The sequence below is a fragment of the Paenibacillus plantarum genome (genome assembly GCF_013141695.1).
GTDB classification, from domain to species: domain Bacteria; phylum Bacillota; class Bacilli; order Paenibacillales; family NBRC-103111; genus Paenibacillus_E; species Paenibacillus_E plantarum.
Genome location: NZ_WHNY01000050.1, coordinates 15,974 through 39,496 on the forward strand (window position 1 = coordinate 15,974; position 23,523 = coordinate 39,496).

Sequence of the window (23,523 nt, forward strand, 5' to 3'; positions counted from 1 at the left end):
GATACCGATCATAAAAACAAAATCGGAAGATCAAAGTCGCATATATGGATCGCTATTGCGGGAGCTGCGTTTATTGTTTCAGGAGGGTTGTTCCTGATGTGGCTCTCCATTGAACATTTTTTAACACAGATTTGTGAGATTACTCATTGTTAGGGACTTACGCGAAAAGGACATGTACTCACAGGGAATCCCTGCTGTACATGTCCTTCGTTATGACTAATTTATTTCTGCATTTAGTTCAAAAGATTAGAAATTACTTGTGCACTTTCAGCACGCGTCATCAGCTCTTGTGGAGCAAATTGATTCGCATTGCGTCCTTGAATTAAACCAACTGCTTGTGCAGCACTTACTGCGTTTTGTGCCCACTCCTGGATTTGAGCATGATCACTAAACGAGTTGGTGTTCGTCACAGATACTTTTTTGCCTTTTACAATTTCATAGGCACGAACGGTCATAACCGCCATTTCTTCACGTGTAACGGCATCGTCAGGTGCAAATGTATCCGAACTGCGTCCAAATACGATACCTGCTTCACTAACTTCAGCAATCGCCTCGGCATACCATGCCCCAGGATTTACATCCTTAAATTGAGCGCTGCTAACAGCTTTCAAGCCTAAAGTACGTGCAAGCATAGCTGCAAATTGTGCCCGTGTCACGTTTCCTTCAGGGTTAAATTCCGTTTCACTGACACCATCAATGATATGCTTTGCCGCCATTTTCTTAATAACGCCGCTAGCCCATGAGGTTGTACCTACATCTGAAAATGTTTTGTTATATTCAAGCACAACATATTGACTGAAATGTGTTACCTTGACGGTCATCACGCCATTAACTAAAGTTCCACCTACATATTGAATGGTTCCGTCTGCCGCAATATAATACACGCCTAACAAATTAGGATCGGCATTCGGATTCACTTTAAATGAGAGTACCAAAGGTTCTTCAAACGTTGTTACAGGTATTTGAGTTCCGTCCGTTGTAACAACATTTAAGTTAAAATCATACACATCACTTGCCGTGGCTAAACGAGCAGAACCGTTGGTAGCCTGATTATTAATGAGATTTGTCACAATATCTTTAGAGGCAACCGTTGCTGAAAAACTAATTTGTGCACCATCAGCTTGCGGGCCAGTAACAGCTCCTTGGATATTTTTGAGTGCTTCCTTGGAGAATTCGATTGTAACATCTTTTTGCACTAATTGAAGTCTGTTATCTCCAACAAGATCAGTTATATGACTTGGCAGCAGTACGGTGTCTTTGCCATCTTTCAACTGAGCTGTAATCGTACCCGCAACTGCAGCCGGTATATCAGATTCATTTAAAATTTGAGTCGACGTCGGTTCTGGTGTTGTTGGAATTACTGGAACTTCTGGTGTTGTTGGAACTTCTGGTGTTTCTGGATCCGGCGTCGACGGTTGCTCTTGGTTGGCTACAGTGACTGTGCGTGTTACTTCCGCAGCTGCGTTACCTGCAGCATCACTCACATTGTAGTGATACGTATACGTTCCCGCTACAGTTGTATCAAGGGTCGTTCCGTTGTACACACCACTATTCATAGTGTTGGTGATCGTCGTCACGATATTCCCCGTGATATTGCCATCTCGGTCATCTGCAGCCGTAGCTCCAGCATCTGTGTAACTTGCACCATATACTAAATGAATGATTGCATCACCATTTAACGTAATGATTGGATTTGTTACATCAGGGCTTTCGGATACAATCACTTGTCGCGTTACTTCCACAGCTGCGTTACCTGCAGCATCACTCACATTATAGTGATACGTATACGTTCCCGCTACGGTTGTATCGATGTTCGTTCCGTTGTACACACCACTATTCATAGTGTTGGTGATCGTCGTCACGATATTCCCCGTAATATTGCCATCTCGATCATCTGTAGCCGCAGCTCCAGCATCTGTATAACTTGCACCATGTACTAATTGAATGATCGCCTCACCGTTTAATGTAAGGATTGGCTTTGTTGTATCCGGATTTTCCGATACCTTCACTTGCCGCGTTACTTCCACAGCTGCGTTACCTGCAGCATCACTCACATTATAGTGATACGTGTAAGTTCCCGCTACTGAAGTATTGACGGACGTTCCGTTATAGACATTGCTGGTAACTGTTGTCACGATATTCCCTGTGATATTGCCATCTCGATCGTCTAATGCCGTAGCTCCAGCATCTACATAATCTGAACCAATGGCAAGGTTTACCACAGCATCTCCAACTAGGGAAATAACAGGTTTGGTTGAATCTAGTGCTATAATCGTACCGTCAGCTACGCTCGTTGCATCCGCATTCCCTTTGGAGAGTGGAACATTGAAAGTAAAGCTGCCATCCGTATTGCCATTAGCGGCTTGGAAGGATACATACGTAACTTCACCTACTGTAACACCAGTCATATTCAAGCCAGCTAAGCCATTAATGGTTTGACTTATCCATTGTTTAACACCATTCTCGTTGTTGACTATCGTCTTGTTAACGTCAAAGCTAGCTGCATCAATGATGCTTTTCGCGGTATCAACAGCTTGTTGGTCCGCTGGATTTACGATTTTCTTCGCTACACCCAGATAGCTAATGAGTGCAGCTTGATTCCCGGTATACGTGTTATTCACCGTATATTTAACCGTTCCATCTATAGGAAGGTTAAAGTCGTAGGAAACGGATGTGCCATCAGGTCCTGCAACTAAGCCGCTTCGTACATTCTTGGTTACGAGTTGTCCCCCGGCATCCTGATAGCTCAAGGTAATGTCCATCGTACGGGAAGTATTGTTCCACCAGTCCCGATGAAAAGATGTAATCGTGTACTTACCTGCTGTTAAAGGAAGTACATACACGAGCGGGTTATTCTTCGTGTCCGAACCATAGACACCTGTTTGACTTTTGTCTGTTGCGACAACCGCACCTGCGATAGTTTTGTACTTGTAATTCGCATCTGTTGGCGTATGCCCCCAAACCGTATCACTTGTCGATGCTTGATCGGCTTTTTCGTTGATCAAACCTACACCCATCAAATTTTTGATAGCTGTATAAGGTGGCGTTACATCACCCGTGACACCAGTGTCAATAAAGTACACCAAATCGCTAGGAATTACCTCCACTTGAACATTTACAAAGAGGTTCTTACCACCAACGACCTCCCCTTTGATGGATGTCATGGAATATGGAGCCATGAATCTACTAGCTGTGTTGTTGACCCAGTTAATGTTAGCGTCCACGTTTGTCGTACCATCAGCAAGTGTAACTTTAATGCTTGTTGGCAGACCCGCGACCGCCTCGCCTACTTTAGTAGCAACAACTGTAGCATAGGCACCGGTTACTGTTACAGGTTGTTTTTTCAATCTTAGCGCATCTGAAGCAGTCTGAAGTTTCGTTGTTGCAGAATCGATCGCATACTGGCTTGCCCCAGCATCAGCCAGCACAACTTGCGCTTCAGTCAATGCGTTCGTAAATGCTGCCCACTCGGTAGTCATATAATCTGCCTCGATATAGCTGCTTGCCTGCGATATCAAAGAAGTAAGGGCTGTTTTGGAAACCGTACCATAGATAGCTCCCATAATATCAATGGCGTCTATGGAGATGGTTCCATCCTTCATCACGACCTTCAATGTGTGAGGTCCATTAGACAGTCCACGATACGAGTAGGTGTTCGAACGGTTTATAGTAACTGCAGGTATGACAACATTCGAATCAACAAGTGTATTATCCACATACATGTCGAGTGTCCCGCTGCCTGTATCACCTACTAGATTAAACCCTGTCCCTGTGAAAGGCAGTTCCAAATAAGTAGGAGCTGTGTTGTCAGCCGTAACTACTGCTTTCGAAATGGAAATGTAGTTACCTGCGCCGGAGGCTGCAGCAGTTTTAACAATTTTTATTGTATGTGTGCCAGGTGCAAGACCCGTTACTGCGTAGATTTGCTGCTCGGCGGAGCCGTTATTGAATTTAAAGTTTTGTAGAACCCGCTTAGAGACGTCATTGGTATAGCCTGGTGCATCGTCCAGATAAACATCCATTCTTGCTACAGGACTTGTTCCCTGCTGAATTCCGTAGACCGCAATGCTTGTTCCGCTAAAGGTGAATGAAGCGTAGCTGCCATTCTCCCCTGCCCACGCATTAGAAGCGTTAGAACTCCATGCTGATGTGTTGCCTTCATTTCTTACCAAGTACCACCGATTCGGAGTACCTTCAATTTTCGTGGTATTGCTTGGTAGAATCGTCGTTCCGCTAGTTGTAATTGTCCGGTTAATTCGACCTGCACCACCTGATAGACTATGCCCCCATGGCATGCTGCCTTCATGATAGGATACACGGGAATCAAGATCGTCCACACGATCTGTTGCATAAGGTACATAGCCATTAACAGCTTCTACCTTCAAATTGTCAAAGATCGACTGGCGAACACTGCTCTGAATCATGACTTGCCCAGAAAGTGGTGCGCCACTAGCCGTATCGGCGTAGCTCGTGATGACCTTGCCGTCCATCGTAGCCGTAATAAATTTCTCTGCTGCTTTTATCGAGATATGGTGCCACGCACTAGCATCGAAGTTATCTATACTGCCAGATGCCACTGTTGCCGTGAAGCGAATCAGACGCCAAGTGCCATCCGCATATACTCGGATTTTATACCCTGACTCTGAATCAGATGTCGTCCCATTCAATGTATGTCGCAAACCTAAAGCAACATAGTTCTCACCCGTATGCGTTCCATCCAAATCCATTTTGAAATCAATCGAAGTTTCATAATTCGCCCATCGCTCATCGCCAAGCACCGTATAGGAGAAAGGCGTCGTAGCCCAAGTGCCTGGTTTATTACCCGAATAGATCATCTGCTTCAAGCCATTAGATCCGTTCGTGCCAATGCCTCCGTAAACCTCGAAAGCTCCTCCTTGATCTGCTGTATAACGAGGAGTGCCCCCACGGCGTTCAAGGTAGCTTAAACCATTTTGGGCAGGATAGTTACTATACTCAAAATCATCTTCATACAGGATAGCCGGGTTGCTGCCAGCAACATCCAATACGCTTTGTGCTGGGATTTGATTGTTTCGCACATAAGGTGTACGGGCATGCCCCGTGTTTGGATTAGTGATCGTGCTCGTCAAGCTAACCATAGAGTGGGGCTTCACAGTTAACTTGTAGGAATAGACATCACCATTATCCGTAGCTGTAACATTATTAAGCTGTTGATACCAATTCGCATCGTACGCTTGTCCAGCGTCAGGTCCACGTGTCTCCCACACTTGCAGTGGATTGCCCGCATTGCTAATATTCTTTTTCACATCAAATTGGTAATTAGCAACACGATCGCTGTCATTGACCATAACTACAGAGAAATCTTTCTTATCCGGGCTTACTAAGGATAACCGATTATATTCAGCATCTGTAAAGTTGCCGTCCATTTCGCTATTTCCTCTGTTTCCAACAACACCAAAGCTCGCATTCGGAATATACATCCAGTTATTAGCGGCAAATTGGGTAAATTGCATCGTCGTGTTAATGCCCACATCCGGTGTATAGTAACCTGACCATGGATCTTTGGCTGATATAATTTCCTTGCTGCTGTAGGGAGCGCCGCTATAGAATGCGCTTACAGCAGGTTGGAACATATAATGCGTACGTTTTCCTTGTGTATACATCGCAATGAAACGACCAGCAATATCTAGCGCACTAGCAACACCGCCGAAAACGCTATCCGAATTAGCACGATATTTGGCTGCCGTTTGTGGTGCCACGCCTTCACTGTACCAAACTTCTTTTTGGTTCTGATCATTGACCTTTAAATAGTCAGCGCTAGTTGCCAAGTTATAGTGGTATGCCATTACGTCAACCGCATTCATGAGGTCGGCATCCGCTAGCATTCTTGTTGGTATGTTAAGCGTTGTGTTCTCATCAGAAGCGATAATTTTAATCTTATCGTAGTTAGGGAAAGTAGCATCTGCCCGCATACGTTTTGCAAACCATTTAATGAAATTCACATTGGGTGTGCCTGTTTCATTACGATCTGGGTTGATGTAATCGAGCAAATAGCCATATGTATCCTGAATCGCAATTGCGGTATCCTTGTACCATTTGTACATTCGCTCATAGGAAGCCAGTGTAGCAGGTAGTGTTGGATCCGTATTTCCATCGCTCCATGGTTGAACCCAACTTGGCTGGGTCCAGCGGAGTATACTAACTTTCATATTCGGGTTGATGGTCTTCGCATCAGCTGCAAATACGAACCCTGCACCACGCCGAACATTAGCAAGCTCATCGTCAGAGCGCTTCGTAGCTGGCTCCGTTCCAGATGACGTGTTGGAGTCGTTGCCCATCTCAATCTTGATGTCATTGATGCCAGCACCTGTATCTTGATTGAATAATCCATTCATAATTTCCCAATATTGCGCAGGATGTTCTTCCTTATAATCTAAAAGTAAACGGGAAGTATTATTACCGGATACCACACCATAACCTTTAAATGTATTGGCTGGGTTCGTATCGGCAGCATCACCATCGATGGTCACTACCTTAATGGGAGAATCCACTGCAAAAGCAGGCTTCGTTGGAAAAAAAGATACTACCATGAACAATGCAAGAATAACAGCCATGCTTTTCTGCAAATTTTTACTTTGTATCACAAACGCTCACTCCTTTTTATTAAAACGAGTATGGAATTTTAATTAATACTTTGCCCTTACCAGATTATATTGTAAGCGCTTTAATTTGACTCCCTTCCAATTGAATATTTCATTAAGAAACTACATCATGTCGTGTTGTCGTTATTATATATGGATTACGAAATACAGATAAGAAAATATATTAACCAGAATGCATAATATTTTTACTTATTTTTTTGGATACATGATGCAAGAAGCTACACTTGCTGTTTGTGTAACTATCCGTTTAGTTGAGAAAAGGCTGCCGATTTACTCGACAGCCTCTGATTCAAGGGTAATTAAGTTATAGTTTCTCTTCATAAAGTTTGGCAAGGGAGCATATCTCATATAATTCCACTAAACTTTTGATCGTGTACGTGCTTTGAATTTCTGTAGAGTATTTCTGTGACTTCGTATTCATCCAGCAGGTATCAATGCCTGACAGAATTCCACCTTGTATATCGGTATTTAATGAATCTCCGATAATCAGTGCATCTTTTTTATTAAAATCTTTAATCTGACTCATCACATAGTCGAAAAATTCCTTTGCTGGCTTCGCAAATCCAATGCTTTGAGAATCATAAATGCCTTCAAAAAATTCATATAAGCCTGACAGCTTCAATCGCTTGATCTGAGTTTGGGTGATGCCATTGGTGATAATAAACAGTCTATGGGATGCGGATAGGCTCTGACATAATTCTAAAGCACCTTCCATAAGCTGATTTCCATTGCCTAGCAGTTCCCTGTACCTATTTTCCCATTCAACGCCATCCACAACATGTCCCAGCTTTAACATCGTTTCTGAAAATCTTGCGTTTAGCACATCATCTAAAGCAATTTTGCCATTTTCATAGTCAGTCCATAGCTGTTTGTTGACGGAATTATATACACGAAACAACTCATCCGATAGCGTATATCCATGTTGCTGGAACAATTTGTTTAATGAATCTTTTTCATTAGCGCCAAAATCTAACAACGTATCATCTAAATCAAATAGAAGTATGTGATAACTCATTATTTATGAGCCGCTGGTTGATAATCTCCTGGTACCATACCCGTTGAAATCGCAATTCGATTCCAACTGTTGATCGCATTAATCGCCATAATTAAATTGGTAAATTGGCCTTCATCGAAATGATTGCGAACTTGCGCATATAATTCTTGCGGAACGCCAGCCTCCGAAATTTTGGTCACAGCCTCCGTTAATGCTAACGCGGCCCGCTCTGCTTCTGAATAGAAAGGAGCCTCACGCCATGCATTGAGCATATACAATCGTTGCTCTGTCTCCCCCATCGCACGCGCATCTTTGGTATGCATATCCAAGCAGAAAGCACATCCATTAATTTGCGAAGCGCGGATTTTAATCAACTCCAACAATGTGTGGTCAAGACCACTCTTCCTTACGTATCCTTCCAATTTTAAAAGTGTTTGAAAAGCTTCAGGTTGTGCTTTCGTATAGTCGAATCTGATTTCCATGTGTGAATACACTCCTTTATTTTTAGTTGATACAAGAAATCGCTTAGTCATATCGTCGACAACATTAATCGACGATTAACTATATCTACAATATAACCATTTCGCTAATTACTGTCAACGATAAATCATGGGTCTTTTAGCTGAAAACACCAAATCCCCCTATTTGACAAGGGGTTTAAATCAACCTAAGATATTTAATAGCAACTTTTATATAGAACTGAAAGCAGGTGTTGGGATGCAGTATAGTATTGGCGTCGAATATGGACTGCATTGCTTGGTATATCTCATTGATATTCCTCCTGATTCAACCATAGGAATTAAAGAGCTGTCCGCTTTTCAAGGCGTTTCGGAAACCTATCTTTCGAAGATTTTTAGTAAATTAACCAAAGCTGGCATCGTAATCTCTGTCCCTGGTGTAAAAGGAGGCTATAAATTAGCCAAGTCGCCTGCGGATATTTCTTTTTGGGATGTAGTTGAAGCTGTTGAAGGTGCTACTCCGATTTTTCAATGCAAGAACATCAAGAATAATAGCTATCTTTGCCGTGATGAAGACTATGCCGCATGCGCTAAAGCTTCTCCCTGTTTGATTAACTTAACCATGCGCGAAGCTGAAGATAGTATGCGCAATGTTCTCCGTAACAAGTCGCTTACTTGGTTAAACGAAGAACTTGATCGCGTGTTAACTCCTCAATCCCGCAAAGATACGCGTGAATATTTTGCGAATAGCAACACTGTTTAGTGGTGAAAATATAATGACTAATAACGTAAAAAACCCACAGCAATTGGCTGTGGGTTTCAACGATACAACGGAGATAACTCCATATCCAGTTTATCAGCAACAAGCGTGTAGAACTCTGGAAATCTTGGATCTGCCTTACTGGCGATCTCTTCAAATGTTCGCATACATAGTCCTGCTGTGCTAATCGCAGTTATAATCTCACCGACGGTCCAACCTCGTACTAAAACCTTGCCTAAATCAGAACGCTCATCCTCAGGCAGTAATTTCGCAAAGGCTACTTCCCCCTCTTTAATACGATCATCGAAGTAGTTACCGGCTGGCTGCGGCAAGTTGTATGTGTTTAGCCATGCACGTGCGAAAGGATGAAAGTCAGTCAAAATAAACCGACCATCTTTCCCTAGTCTACGACTGACAACGCTGAAAATAGCATGGAGGTCTGTAAAATAATGCAATACACCAAACTCCATCAACACGATATCAAATTGGCCTAGTGTTTCTTCGTTCGGGATATCCAAAACATCAGAACAGATATAGTCAATTTTGACACCAGTAGCAGCAGCAACTTGCATCGCGTACAATCGATTTTCTTCCGATATGTCCACCACCGTCACTTCTGCACCTAACAATGCTAATGCAATTGCCTTTCGACCGTGTGAGCCAAGTAGGTTAATTATACGCTTTCCCGCTGGATCACCCATGTACTTTAACCAGTAGCGCAAATAATGCTTATGTTCTAGCTTCAGTTTTTCTGCAAGTTCTTCTGGTGTTCCATAAGTATGAGCCCATGCCTGATAAGCTTTCGTTTCCCATGCCTTTTTGTTCGCCGTTGACAGTTGTTCTTGCAAATACATACCTCCCAAATTCATATAAATCGACACTAGCTGGAATATAATACCACTCGCGTGCTAATTGTCAATATGTTCTTACCAAAAAGAAATAAAAAGAGCCGAATGGATCGTTCTCATCCACTCAGCTCTTAGGTTCCTATATTAAGCTTACTTCGTTACTTTTACAATCATCGTATCACTGGATGTGGCTCCGGCATAGTTGACAAGCTCAGCTCGATACTCATAGTTGCCTATTGCTCTATTTGTCACGGTCATTACTGATGATTGGGCATTAGGTGTATGATTGGTCAGTGCTTCTGTATAGATAAGAACACCGTTCTCATATAAATGATACACCCCGCCATTGGTTCCCCACCACATGTTCATGCTAACTTTAAAATTGCCATCACCATCCCAGTTATCGTGGGATAGAACCGGTTTATCCGGCGCTGCTTTCGTGACTGTTACAACGTGCGTACTGCTCGTCGTTGTGCCGAATGCATTAGTAAGCTCCGCAAAGTAACGATAGGTCCCATTCTTTTTGCCGTAAACTGCGGTTACTACCGTTTGTGCGTTTGGTGAATTATCCGTGAGAATTTGCGTATCGATTAATACATCATTCTCGTAAAGTTTATAAATTCTACCGTTTTCTCCGTACCACATGTTCATCGTTACATTGTAACTACCGTCGTGTAGCGCTGTATCATACCCATTGTCATCCGATAGTACCACTGTACCCGGTTTAGCTTTACTTTTTGCTGCAATATTGTTCACAGTTGCCGTTGCCGTGCCATGATTTCCTGCTGCATCGACGAAATCGAAGGTAAAGCTGCCGTTAAAGTTGAACGTATAGCTGTTTGAACCCCCATTATTCGTAATCGTTACCGCTTCACTCGGTGTAATTGTGGCAATCACACTTTGTGCGTTTACCACGCTATATGCCACTGTTGCAGTTGGTAAAGCATGATCGATATTACTGACTACATAATGAGTTACATTGGATACGTTGCCTGCGGCATCGGTTCCTCTTGCGTACACCGTGTTATTTGCGGAAACAACAACAGGGTCTGTGTACACTGTCCATGTGCCGTTTGTTCCTATTTTGTATTCATTTGCCACTGCATCAGCCGGATAACTGATCGTGACGATGACATCGGTATTGGTTGGTGACATCACATCTGCCGATAAGGTTGCATCTGCTGGAGGTGTCTTATCATTCAGCGTCACTTTCACCTCAGTCTCGGCATAAAGGGAGGTCAATGGATTCGTGACACGGATCACAGCACTGCCTACAGTCAGAGCATTCAGCTGACCTTGGGCATCAATGACTGCCACATCGCTGTTCGTGCTGCTCCAAAGCAGATATTGATCCGTTGCATCGCTCGGCGTTATCCCCGCCGAAAATAGATGCGTATCTCCTATTTGCAAATCAAGCGCCTGGGTATTCAAGCTGATGCCCGTAGGGGGGATAAACTCGAACTTGGCCACATCCGCACGAAGCGGACTGTCATGTGCTGAATTCGCATCCTCGACCGTGATGTAGCTGGCACTTCCTCGCGGCAAATCATAGCTGCCCAGTACCTGCCATGAGCCTTGCAGCGTAGATTGATCGACGATCTTAGAATCCCTCTTTACGCCATCCGTATAAATTGAGTATTCGGCTGCTTTCGTCGTATACGCCGGAGTTGCAGGCGTTCCTGGCAAATAAACCGATACCCTATATCGTCCGGGCTGGGTGATTGTCGGCGTCCATTTGGCCGACGCGCCCGTTGGATTCGTAATCGCTCGCGAAATGCCGCCGTTATAACCTTGGAGAACCGTAGAAGTCACCCACTTATTCGTAGCGGTTCCCAGAGGCCCCCCCACTTCTGTGTATCCTCCGTTTGTGCCATAGCTACTATAGATTGTAACCTGCTGTATGACGGGCATCGTTACTTGGATCTTCGCTTCGGCATACAGGGAAGTTAACGGATTCGTGGCACGAATCACCGCTTCTCCAACTCCTGTCGCATTCGCATGCCCCTCGGCATCAACAGTCACGACTTGACTGTTCGAACTGCTCCAAACCAGCGTTTGGTCAGTAGCCCCAGCAGGCGTAAACACAGCCGTGAAGGCATGCGTATCTCCTACACTCATGTTCAGTGAATCGGTATCCATAGCGATTCCTGTTGCAGGAATCGCCTCTAGCTTGATGACATCCGCCCGAAGCGGACGATCGTGAGTGGGACTCGTGTCTTCGAGCAGGATATAACTGCTTGTTCCCCTTGGAAACTCATAGGTACCCAACACCTGCCAAGATCCCTGCTGAGAGAATTGATCAACAGCTTTCGTTTCCTGTTTTACTCCGTTGATATAGATTGAATACGCAGCCATCTTCGTGGTATTCACCGGAGTGGCGGGCGTTCCAGGAAGATACGTTGAAACCCGATACCGTCCGGACGCAGACACATTCGGTGTCCACTTGGCCGATGCGCCCGTTGGGTTCGTAATCGCTCGCGAAATGCCGCCGTTATAGCCTTTGAGCACGGATGACGTTACCCATTTGTTAGTCGCTGTACCAAGCGGCCCATTGACTTCCGCATAGCCTCCCATGCTGTAACCACTATACAGAGTGATCGGATTGGTAATCGTCGGCGGGATCTCTTCGATATAAGGAGCCTCCAACATACCTTTGACATAAATCGGATTCTCGTCTAGCCTCAGCCGCACATAGCCATTCGTTGGCGTATAAGTTAACATATTTCCCATAATGTCTGTGACTTGCAGGGGGCTGCTAGTATAGAGTTTGAGATCGGCTCCCGCAGGAGCGTACATGACCCGAATATCTTCTGTTGCATTATGAAACTTATGACTATAAACGCCAGGTCCAACATCCTCCGTTATTTGGAAATCCGCTCCCGTTAATTCACGGGTCATAGTCGCATAAGCGGCATAGGCCGGCTTCGGAACATAAGCACCTTTGGCATCCTCAGGATTCCGAATCAAGCCGAACGTTCCCTCAAATTCATTCGGAACCGTAGATTTATTTTGCAAATTATAAATATTAATTTTTTCGATCCCATTTGCCAAAGCAGTGACAATTCTTCGAGCTACATAGTTGGCTTGGACATGCTCATCGAAATTAAAGTTACTAAATCCTGTCTCCGAAAGATTAATAGGAATGGTTTGGTTGTTGTTATACATTTTCATCATATTTCTGTGCCTATTGATATCTTTAACGAAATCCTCTGGATTCCTCGTATACGAATGAAACGAATACTCATCCATATAATTCAGCGCACCCTTTTGATAAAGCGCTTCCAAAAATGAGTCTGAACCCAGTTCACCAAAGACAAATCCTGTTATTTTCACATTCGGAAAAAGGGGATGGATTTGTTCGTAGGAGGTTTTCAACAAATTGAAGTAAAAATCCGCTTTCTCTGCCTCAGTGCTAAGTCCCTTCCCAAACGAAGGAATGTCCGGTTCGTTCCAAACCTCCACCTGTCCGATCTGGGGATATCTGCTCAATACTTGCTTCCCATATTCAGCAAATGCCATTCTCCCCTCCAAGCTTGTGGGTGCATTTCCTTCGTCATAGAAATTATTATATAACGCCAGAGTGATATAAGGTTTGAGATCATTCGCCGCCACACGCGACATGAAATCATCATGGAAAGATTTGAAGTTATAAATCCCCTTCGTCGTATCCTCGATGTCCCCCCAGCGCAAGGCATCCCTGACATACTTAACCCCCATTTTCTTGGCAATCGGTATCAGCGCAGCAGAATCTTGAGCAATAAGATCGGTTCGAGCAGCATGCGTTTGTACAGAAAAATGCGAATCCGCCACTTGGCTCAGATCGAAACTGGAAACGACCGCAAACGAGGTATCTTTGGAGGCAATAACGTTCCCGTTCTGCTTGGCTGTAATCACTAAGTTGAACCATCCCTTTTTCCCAGGATTAACGGTTAGCAGGGTCGTTCCATCACTTACAGCTTGGCTTCCAGACTGTACGGTGTTATTCCAATAATCGGAATAAACCCAATCAATCGAGTCGCCATCCGTATTGATTTTGAAGCTCTTGGTGTCATTTTCATAGAAAATGTTCCCTACTGTAGTTTGTTCGATGGTTAATGCTGCCGCATAAGCCACTTGGTTTCCTGAGATCAGGGTGAACCCATACGTTGCTAGTAGAGCAAACACCACACATGCAGAACTTAGACGACTTATCACTCTTTTCATTGCCTTACATCTCCCTTCAAATGTAAATCGTTTTTAAAAAACACTCGACACCTCGTCTATAAAAGTCACCTCCTTCCTTATTTAGCGCCACGTACATACCTTTTTCCATTACTGATTCAACACATGTGTTTCCTTAACAGGACCTTCTACGAATTGGCCCCGAGTTTGGAGAATATAACGAATCTCTTCGGCAGAAATCATACGAACATCGTTGAAGCCAGATTTGACGGTTAAGGCTGCTGCGGTTCCTGCTGCTTCACCAATAGCGCTAATCCCTGACATGACACGGTAAGAAGCGTGGGCCTCAAAAGAACCACTAATACAGCGCGAGCTTAATAGCAGATTGCCAAATCCTTTCGCAATAAGACTGCGATAAGGAATATGATAATACCCTGGGCTCGGCAAAATCGTCATATACTCTTGGTGATTTTTATTTCCATCCGGATCATGGACATCCACATCATAAGCACACGCCGCCACCATATCATCAAACTTGCGTACTTGCAGACAGTCTTCTCCGGTTAACATATAGTCGCCGATAACTCTGCGGCCTTCACGAACCCCTAACTTGGTGAAAATAGTTTCGATCTTCGCCTCCCGAAAGGCAGGATGTTCCCTGATTGCTTCAACTAGTTCATATACTTGAGCTTTTCCGATTTCAAAGGCACGTTCAACGGATCCTGGAATCGTGGGATCAACATCGCTTATCGCAGTCGAATTAAACAGGAATGCCTTCCCATCTGGATAAGGAAATGCTAATACGCCCTGACGCATATTCGTGCTGTTCGTTCTCTGTTTCATCGTAATATAATAGGGCTTGAGTGTCTCTTCCAGCCAAAAAAAGCAGCCCCAGCTTGTGACATCCTTTACTTTGAACAGCGAGGCGTCGAATCCAGTCAGCTTGAAAGTAACCGTCGCCATCTGCATCTTTCCATCTTTATCTCGCCCCTTTTGAAACTCAGCTCCTGCCAATGCAGATAAATTCCCATCAGCCGTCCCGTCCAGAAACACGCGACCACATACACGCGTTTGCTTAGAACCAGTGATCGTCACTGAACGAATATTCCCATCTTCCACCTGTACAGCGTCCACTTCGCAGTCCGTCCATACGGTTAGATTTTTCTCTTTTTGAATTAATCGATGATAGGTTTCTTTTAATTCCTGTTCGTCATAGCTGGATACTGTTTCCTCGTCAAAGGTCAAGCCCGTATTCTGGTAGGCCTGCGGGAATAATTCCTTATGAATCCCCATGTTCACACATCTTCCATCATGATCACGAAACTTGCATACTAAAGCTATAGCGGCATGGACGCCTGTTCCGCCAATCTCACTCATTTTTTCAATAAGCAACACTTTACTGTTTAATCTAGAAGCAGCTAAAGCTGCACAAATGCCACCTACGCCTGCCCCAACAATCACAATATCAAAATCGTTTGTACAATCATTCACGGATATCACTCCTTTATTAAATTTCGCTGCTGTTACCCTTTCAGGCCGCTGCTGGCAATGCCTTCAACAAAGAATCTTTGGAAGATGGCTACGACGATGATGAGAGGAAGCAGCGCCGATACCGAAGCAGCCATAATCAGCGAATAATTTGCACCGTACTCATCTACAAAACTGGAAAGACCTATCGGTAGTGTGAACAATTCACTCGAACGCAGGAAGATCAACGGATTCTCATATTCATTCCAGTGCCATGTAAAGGTCAATATGAGAAGTGTCACGATGGCAGGCTTCGTTAATGGCAAGCAAATTTGCCAATAGATCCGGAAGAATCCCGCTCCATCCGCTTTTGCCGCTTCAAGCAGCTCATTCGGAATTGTACTGAAAAATTGCCGCATCAGGAACGTTCCGAATACGGTAAAAATTCCCGGTAAAATGACGGCCCAATGGGTATTCACCAAGCCAACGCGATCGAACAGGATAAACCTAGGGACAAGCAGTACCTGAGCAGGTATGATCATCGTAGCCAAGTACATCAGGAAGATTAGATCTCTTCCCTTAAAGTTCAATTTAGCGAACGCGAACCCAGCCAGGGAGCTAGTGATGATGGAGCCAACAACCGTAAAGAAAGTGATTTTGGCCGAGTTCCAATAAAACAAAGCAAATTTATATTTGCCACCCCAAACCTCTTCATAATTCGAGAGAATCGGATTTTGGGGAATCCAATTGATCGGGTATTTGAATAAATCAGCTTGGATTTTGAAAGACGAAGAAATCATCCAGATAAACGGGATCAAGACCAATACACCCAAAACCAACATGACAAGCGTTACGCTTAATTTTCGCAAAGATACCACTACGAACCCACTCCTCCACTAAAAGTGCTGCTGCCACTTCTTCTGACTGCGCCATTGAATCAAAGTAATCGAAAAGATGATGACGAACAAAACCCATGACATTGCTGCCGCATAACCCATTTTATAATTCTGGAAGGCAGTGAGATAAATATGATAAGCAATAACCATCGTAGAGTTGACCGGTCCGCCTTGTGTCATCACATTCACAACCGCAAAAACCTGGAAGGTGGAAATAATCAGTGTAATAGCAATCAAAAAGGTCGTTGGTTTCAGCATGGGTACTGTGATACTGAAAAACTGCCTCATCCCTGTCGCCCCGTCAATCGAAGCCGCTTCATATAAATCTTTCGGAATCCCCTGCAATCCCGCCATATACAGCACCATCGTGTATCCGATGTAAGTCCACACGACCATAATGATGATAGCTGGCAATGCCCATGCTGTACTCCCCAACCACTCAGGAGGATTGGCAATCCCTAGTGATCTTAGGAAGGCATTGATGGGACCATCCTGGGCATTGTAAAGCACGCTCCATACCACAGAGACAGCAACCAAGCTGCTGACATAAGGCAGGAAAAACAAAGTTCGTAATAAACCCTTGGCATAGACATGTCGATTAAGCAAAACAGCTACAACTAAACCTATCGCCATTGCACTGGGCACCGTTACGCCTGTCAAAATAAAATTGTTCCTCAGTGCATGCCATAAGTAAACGTCATTCACTAATTTTTCAAGATTTCCTAGTCCAGCGAAACTCAGCCCAGCAAAGCCCTTTAAGTAATCCCAATCTGCAAATATCAGCATAAAACTGAAAAGCAGAGGTAGAATGACGAAGAAAAAAACGCCGAGAAAGTTCGGCAAAATAAACAAATACCCCGCCAATTGTTCCTTCATATTATGTTTGGACACTCGTCGCATGATGCCACCTCATTTAGCTATATTCAACCCATACCCGTATCATAAACAGTAGTGAATCAGAGTGGAATGGCGTGATTTAGGTTGTTACAGCGTTGATTTTAAGATGTAGGGAAACGAATGAAAACAAATGAGCAAAAAAAAACCTAGCCTGTGGCTAGGTCTCTTCCATATTGAGCTCGGAGATGAATAGGCAAGTTACTGGGTAAGCTTGCTTCCCGTGTCGGCTGAACGCTTAAAGGAAATCAGCCTTAGAATGGCAGTAACCGTTTCTGCCCGTGTTGTTTGTTCGCTTGGATGGAACTGTTCTCCATCCCCCTCTATAACACCCTTCCGGGCTGCTTCATATACATACCCGGCGGCCCATTGTGGGATATTCGCATGATCCGAGAAAGCCTTACCCGTTGCCGGACTTGCGGTCCCTTCTTGACCGGTGGCGCGCATGAGCAGCACTGTCATTTCAGCGCGTGAAATAAACGACTGGGGACGCATGCTACCATCCTCATAACCTTCCAGCCATCCCCCAAATACGGCATCGGCCACAGCTTGCTTCGCCCAGGAGCTGATGGCGCCGGAATCCGTAAAATCAAGCTTCCCGCCACTTGCTGCAGGCTTCATAGTCCGCACCAACAGCACCAGGAATTCCTCCCTGGTCACCGACCTGTCTGGTTTGAAGGTGTAATCCTCATATCCGTTGACCAAACCTTGGGCTAACGCCTCCCTGATGCCTGACTCCGCCCAATGGCCCTCAATATCCGTTGGTAGATTTGCGGGATGATGGGTATTGCCCGGATGCTCCGGCATTCTGTCCATGGCAAACACGGCAAACTTGGCAAAGTGATCTACTAGGACGGTGATGTCGTTCCCGTTCACCTCACCGCCGATTTCCACCCATTCCTGTGCTTTTTCGTTGTAGTAGAAGATAGCAGCCTTTTGGCCGTCTTTAATCTTCTCGGGCTTAAACTGCAGCGTCAAGGTCACGGCTTGGGTGAAGGGACCTTCCACATCCTTTGTAATTTCATAGACAGTGCTTAAGAATGTACCCGGCGAACGGACTGTCAGCCCTTTGATATCATACAGCTTCTCAATGCCAATTCGTACGGACGTGTTTAAACTTCCGGCAGGAATGTGCAGGCGCACATCCTGACCCAATCCCACATCCCCTGCCTCTCCAGCAACCAGAGTCAGCTTGCCTGTCGTAAGACTGCCGGGAGGAACATAGGTTGATGAGCTTTCCTGGCTTGGCTTGTAAAACACAATCTGAACTGTTCGGGGCAAATGCACGCCATCCAGACTGACCTCAACAAGAGCTGTACCCGCTTCGGTTGAAGTAAGAGTTGCCGTATATACTCCGTTCTCCTCCACAATCGGGCTTAACTGTCCAAGAGAAGCCGAAAGCTGAACAGAGGCGCCTGTGGTAACGGCGTTTCCATCCTTGTCTTTAAGCTCCAGCTTGATTGTTGCCATACTGATGCCATCTGCCAGAACCCGGTCCTGACTTCCGCTCAGCAAACTTTTATTAACCGAGGCAGATGAGCCCAGATCCAACAAGTACGGCGCATACGGCTGGAGCTCCAGATCAGAAGCATTCACGGAAACATCCGCAATTAGATCTTTGGAGATGCCCGCTGGATGTTCTTCAAGCTGCACGGAGACGCGCTTTGCTTCCCCACTGTAGTTGACCAGATTCAGCAGCAGCCGACCCTTATGCGCCGCCGTCTCCCAGCCCACATCGGTTACCAGGGAACCAGTAACGGCATCCGTCACACGAACAGGAAGCGTGTTCATCTGTTCCAGCACCGGAAGCACCGCTGCCCGGATTTCCCCGACGCTCGGCGATACCAGCTTGCCCGCTCCAAATACGGTCGGCAACACGATCGCTCGGCTCACGACGGCATCATGAAGCTCATCAGGCAGCGGTTGATCATGCTCGTTGCGCGAAAGAGATTCTTCGCCGACTAGCAACACCTTGCCGCCTGCCTCGCTGAATGCCTTTACAGCGGCAAGGGTATCCACGCTTACATGCGCAGCAGCTGGCACAATCAAGAGCTTGTAGCTGTCCAATCCGCCTTGAGCGGCCTGCTTCTCACTGACAAAGCCGATTCGTTGTCCGTTATACGCCAGGGCTGCATAGCTTTTTCGCAGCGTATCCTCGCTGGCATTGTTGTAGATGCTGGAGGCCAGGGAATATAGAATGGCGGCTTGAGGCTTCACATTCTGCAACGCCGTCACCTCTTCCGCCAGCCGGTTGAGATCAAGATTGGTTCTGCCGACATCCGCCACCACATCAGGCCGGTGGAGAAGACTGCCCATAAAATCGCTGGTAGTATCATAGGTGCGTTCCCACACCCAGTTAGTGGATGCGCTTTTGCCATGAACGGCGCCTTGCCACAAGATGGCCCTTACCCGCTTGGCCTGCTCGGGAATATACAGGTCGTCTCCGTCTTTAATGAAATGATGCTCCGAATTGAAAACAGGCGCCTGATTGAAAGAACGCTGCATGTCATAGAAGCTGAGTTCTTTGATAAATCCGTCAGGCCCATCGGCGATGTAGTTTGATACATCATTGCCATTGATTTGGCTGAAGGCCGAGAACTGCTCGTAGTCCACACCCCAATTCAGACTATCCTGCAGCTTCGCCATCGTCTTGGACTGGACAGGCAGATTGGGAGCCATGCTATGAACAATATCCGCCATCCATTGATGCCACTCTGAGAATACCTTGTTGTTAAAAGTTACCCAGTCATAGACAACAGGCCTGGCGGCGATGGCCGAAGGCATCTGAATCTGTTCAAAAGCGGTATAAGCCGTTCCATATACCCGATTCAGCTCGGCCAGCCTGTTTCCATATACTTCCTTCAGGTAGTCCTGCCACAACGGGAGATGGTAAGCGTCGCGATTGGTCTGGTATACCGGCTCATTCGACAGCGTAACCGTCAGCAGCGACTTGTAGTCCTTGACGAACGGGATCACGGTCCGCAAGTAATCCTCGATGACTTGCTTTGCTTTCGGATGATCGATTACGAATTTGATATTCCCTGCGCTTTCGCTCTTGAGCTCCGGATCTTTCTTTAGTAACCAATCCGGGAAATAGTGAGGAGAGAGCAGCAAATTTACCGCGATGTGATTCGCTTCCGCATTTTTCAACACTTCAACAACGTTCGCCTTCAGGTAATCCGTAGCTCCGAAATATTCCTTGTCGGGGTCCGTCGCCCCCCAATCCATCGTGTCTTCGAAACCGGCATTTTGAACCAGATTCTCATTTCCGCCCAGTTCGATCATGCTCAGATCGTCCATCCAAAGAATCTGCTCATTTTCGGACAAAAACACAAGGGTGAAGGCGGTTTCCGCCGATCCCGTTTTATACGTGTAGCTGACCTCCCGCCAATCATAGGTGCCCGTTGGCAGCGCCTGGCGCAAGTTCCAGCCTGCGTTTCCTGGAAACCAGGCGTTTTTCACGTTGTCGCCCTTCACCCAAGCTTTGATCTGATAAGTCGTATTCGGCTTTACTAGAATCGACTGCGAAACATATTTGTAGATGTTGGCTTGTTTCGGAGACGTATTAATCATTTTCAAAGACTGCCCGCCGCTGTGGTGCGCGGTTGCATCCACTTCCACCGATCCGCTAGCATTTCCGCCGGAGATGTATTGCGGGATGTACCCTTCCTTCTCGGTAATCACCCTGTGAGGTCCTATTTCAATTTGGATGACATTCGTTCCGAAGTCCTGGAACTTAGCGATATCCTTGCGCACCTGATTGAAATGACCGTACCCGTTCAGAAAGACCGGACGCACCGCTTCCTCTCCCGTGCTTCTCACCCGGGTCAGCCCCTGAAAGCCGTATTCCGTCCGCTCCAACTCCCCTGTCACATAGCGAGGCGCAGCTTTTGGCGTTGACGTGCCGTTCAGATAACCTAGCAGATTGGTCATAGCCTCTTCGTACAACGAATCCAAGGTATCCATGACATAATCCGCTCGCGTCAGAACACCCCGCCCAACATCCTCCTTGCCGTACGTGATGAAATCCTTGATCGTCATATAATTAATTCGTTCATAATCCGTTGATAAGCCCAACTCCTCCGCCTGCACAAGCGTACTCTCCAAAGCCGGCAGCTTGGCAGCCAGGACATCGAAATCGCTGTTCAACTGTTCAGCACTGATGACCACATCAATAGCCTTGGCGAATTGCCTCGTTATGCCTGCCGCCTGCTCCACCGCTGTCACAATGGCACGGTTACTTCCTTGACCGGCAATGACGTAATGACCCGCCTTGGTCAAGACCATTCCCGCCGGTACTGTCACTTCTTCGTCCAGACCCAAAAGTTCCGAATGAAGAGTAATTATCCTGGTTTCGTTGCTGTAATTAACCAGATTTAATTTGTAAGCGTTTTCCTTTCCTGTTTCGGCTTGCTCACGCATCTCCAGCCAGAAGCTCCACGGGTCCTGCGCCGGCACTCGATAGAGGCTGGCAAGTTGCTTGCCGTCTTTTACCCTGCCGATGCCGCTGGTCCACTCCAGCCATCCCCTTCTTCCTCCGCCATCATTGTCATTGACCAGCATGGAGAAGGAGATCGGCCCTTCGGCGGGTTTAGCTGCGAAAATGGCTTCCCACGGAATTTTTGCCTCATATAACGTATCGTTGACGTTCATGACAGCCTTGGCCGTTACAGCTTCCTTGCCGAGAACAGCGCTGCCGTCTTTCCAGCGCCACACCTGCGTCTCTCCGTTTAACAGATTGAAACCGTACTCAGCTCCGTAAACGCCGCCTTCGCTGAATGCAATCTGAACGCTGTCGCCATTCCACATATCGGCGCCGTTGATGCCGTAGTGTACATTGTCTCTAACTTTAGCTGAAACGTAAAAATAATCTTCGTCATAGGCGAATTTGGCCTCTGCGGACAAATCCTCGGCTCCCGTCCAGCCCGTTACCTGATTCTGAGCAGTTCCTTCCATCGGCAGCGAAATGCCGGAATACGGCTCCCATTCCCCCAGGCTGCCGTCAATCGCAATGCCTTCCGTCTGGAATATAGGAACATGCGTGCCGCTGCCCAGCTTCTCCTTGAATGCAGACCAGTATGCTAGCGTTTCCCCGGCAACCCCTGTCCCCAGTGTATACGGCAGCACGGAGACGGTGCTGGCTTCGTATCCATCCCTCTGGCCGTATGCTTTCACCGTTACAGCTGACATAACAGGGAAAGGAGCGGTGTACGCCTGCTTCGTTCCGGAGGTGACGGGATCGCTGCCGTCTGTGGTGTACCAGATCGTTGCGCCTTCCGTAGCTGTGGATAAGGCAACCAATGAACCGGGCAGCACGCCTCCCGGTTCAGGCGAGCCTATTACCGAATTCACCTGTTTCAGGATGACGGCATTCAGTTGGTCCACAACATAGCTGACCGAGGTCCGATTATCCCAGCCTGTTGCGCTCGGCCCTGTTTTCGTATACAGCGAAATCTCGATAATCCGGTTCCGAACAGCAGCATTTGCGAAGTCGAGCTTCACCCCATTCCACTGGTTAGCCAGAAGCTTGGGCAGCTGCACCTCCGAGATCGCTCCAGAAGCATCTTTTACTTTCAAGTATAGCGGTTCGTTACTGGATGTGGTTTGCGAGAGGGGATATACGTCCATCGTAACCGTTGCAGTCCGGCTCAAATCGAGCTCCGGCGCAATGCTCCAGACATAGGACATCTGATCCGCCTGACTTGAAGTTTTGGTAAAGGTAAGCTTGGCTGCCTGTCCCCCTTCCGTGTAGCGATCATACACGGATTCGGCAACGGTAGTTCCGCCGTTCCCTGTGGGGGTCCAAACGGACAGATTTTCAAAACCATTCAGGGGAGTAATCTCCTGCACACTGTCAAAACCTCCATTGATAAGCAGGTTTTGCTCCAGATTAGCCTCCTTGAGGGCCAATTCATCCAGCCAAACGGCTTCCGATTTATCCTCAATCAAGATCCTAAAAGTCAGCGTTGTTTCGTTTGATTTGGTGGTATAGCTGGTAGTCGCCTTCTTCCAGTCAAAGGAACCCGATCCTACACTAGTTCGGGGTTCCCAGTTGACTCCGAAGCTTACCCCTTTCATATTGCTTCCCTTAACCCACATGCTCAAATCATAACGGGTATTGGGCTTCACATTTACGGTCTGTGATATATTCATGTACACGTTGGAAACTTTGTTCGATTGATAGGCAACTTTCAGCGAATGGCTTCCCTGGTGGAATATATTAGAATCCAAGCGGTATTCCAAATTCGGCAAGCCGGCATAGCTCATGTACCATACGGGGATAATCCTGCTGCTATCGGCCGATGCATAGGCCACAGTGGATTTCAACCCTGTGAATTGGACTGTAGAAAGCAAAAGAATAGCGGATAAAAAACATAGGCACATCTTTTTGACCATAGTCTACC

General features: G+C 46.2%; 10 protein-coding genes. 1 reads left to right on the top strand and 9 read right to left on the bottom strand.

From position 1 onward, the window contains the following. Nucleotides 1–233: 233 nt before the first annotated feature. From GC096_RS16305 to GC096_RS16315, 3 genes are all read right to left on the bottom strand, one after another. Nucleotides 234–6,623 carry an S-layer homology domain-containing protein gene (locus GC096_RS16305; protein WP_171631613.1) on the bottom strand — a complete coding sequence of 2,130 codons (6,390 nt, stop codon included), beginning with the start codon at nt 6,621–6,623 and terminating at the stop codon, nt 234–236. A gap of 322 nt (nt 6,624–6,945) precedes the next feature. Beyond that, nucleotides 6,946–7,656: a YjjG family noncanonical pyrimidine nucleotidase gene (locus tag GC096_RS16310; protein ID WP_171631614.1), complete on the bottom strand. Its 711-nt coding sequence runs from the start codon at nt 7,654–7,656 to the stop codon at nt 6,946–6,948. Further along, entirely contained in the window at nt 7,656–8,117 is a 462-nt protein-coding gene (locus tag GC096_RS16315; RefSeq protein WP_171631616.1) for a carboxymuconolactone decarboxylase family protein, read from the bottom strand. The genes GC096_RS16310 and GC096_RS16315 overlap by 1 nt, the downstream gene beginning before the upstream one ends. A gap of 235 nt (nt 8,118–8,352) precedes the next feature. Between GC096_RS16315 and GC096_RS16320 the strand changes: the two genes are divergently transcribed. Beyond that, nucleotides 8,353–8,856, top strand: a complete 504-nt coding sequence (locus GC096_RS16320) for an Rrf2 family transcriptional regulator (protein WP_171631646.1) — start codon at nt 8,353–8,355, stop codon at nt 8,854–8,856. Between the two features lie 56 nt (nt 8,857–8,912). On the opposite strand, the gene GC096_RS16325 is transcribed toward GC096_RS16320, so the two are convergent. The 6 genes from GC096_RS16325 to GC096_RS16350 form a co-directional block, all read right to left on the bottom strand. Beyond that, nucleotides 8,913–9,701 carry a class I SAM-dependent methyltransferase gene (locus GC096_RS16325; RefSeq protein WP_171631617.1) on the bottom strand — a complete coding sequence of 263 codons (789 nt, stop codon included), beginning with the start codon at nt 9,699–9,701 and terminating at the stop codon, nt 8,913–8,915. Between the two features lie 150 nt (nt 9,702–9,851). Next, on the bottom strand, nt 9,852–13,904 hold the full coding sequence (locus tag GC096_RS16330; RefSeq protein ID WP_171631618.1) for a golvesin C-terminal-like domain-containing protein: 4,053 nt from the start codon (nt 13,902–13,904) through the stop codon (nt 9,852–9,854). Nucleotides 13,905–14,012: 108 nt separating this feature from the next. Beyond that, nucleotides 14,013–15,353 (bottom strand): FAD-dependent oxidoreductase, encoded by a 1,341-nt coding sequence (locus GC096_RS16335; RefSeq protein ID WP_171631619.1) that lies wholly within the window; start codon nt 15,351–15,353, stop codon nt 14,013–14,015. 32 nt (nt 15,354–15,385) lie between these two features. Continuing rightward, the gene (locus GC096_RS16340) at nt 15,386–16,207 is read right to left on the bottom strand and encodes a carbohydrate ABC transporter permease (RefSeq protein ID WP_235550334.1); all 822 of its coding nucleotides are present in this window, start codon (nt 16,205–16,207) and stop codon (nt 15,386–15,388) included. A gap of 18 nt (nt 16,208–16,225) precedes the next feature. Then, nucleotides 16,226–17,125: a carbohydrate ABC transporter permease gene (locus GC096_RS16345; protein ID WP_216626151.1), complete on the bottom strand. Its 900-nt coding sequence runs from the start codon at nt 17,123–17,125 to the stop codon at nt 16,226–16,228. Nucleotides 17,126–17,320: 195 nt separating this feature from the next. Next, on the bottom strand, nt 17,321–23,515 hold the full coding sequence (locus GC096_RS16350; RefSeq protein ID WP_171631621.1) for an S-layer homology domain-containing protein: 6,195 nt from the start codon (nt 23,513–23,515) through the stop codon (nt 17,321–17,323). Between the last annotated feature and the right edge of the window lie 8 nt (nt 23,516–23,523).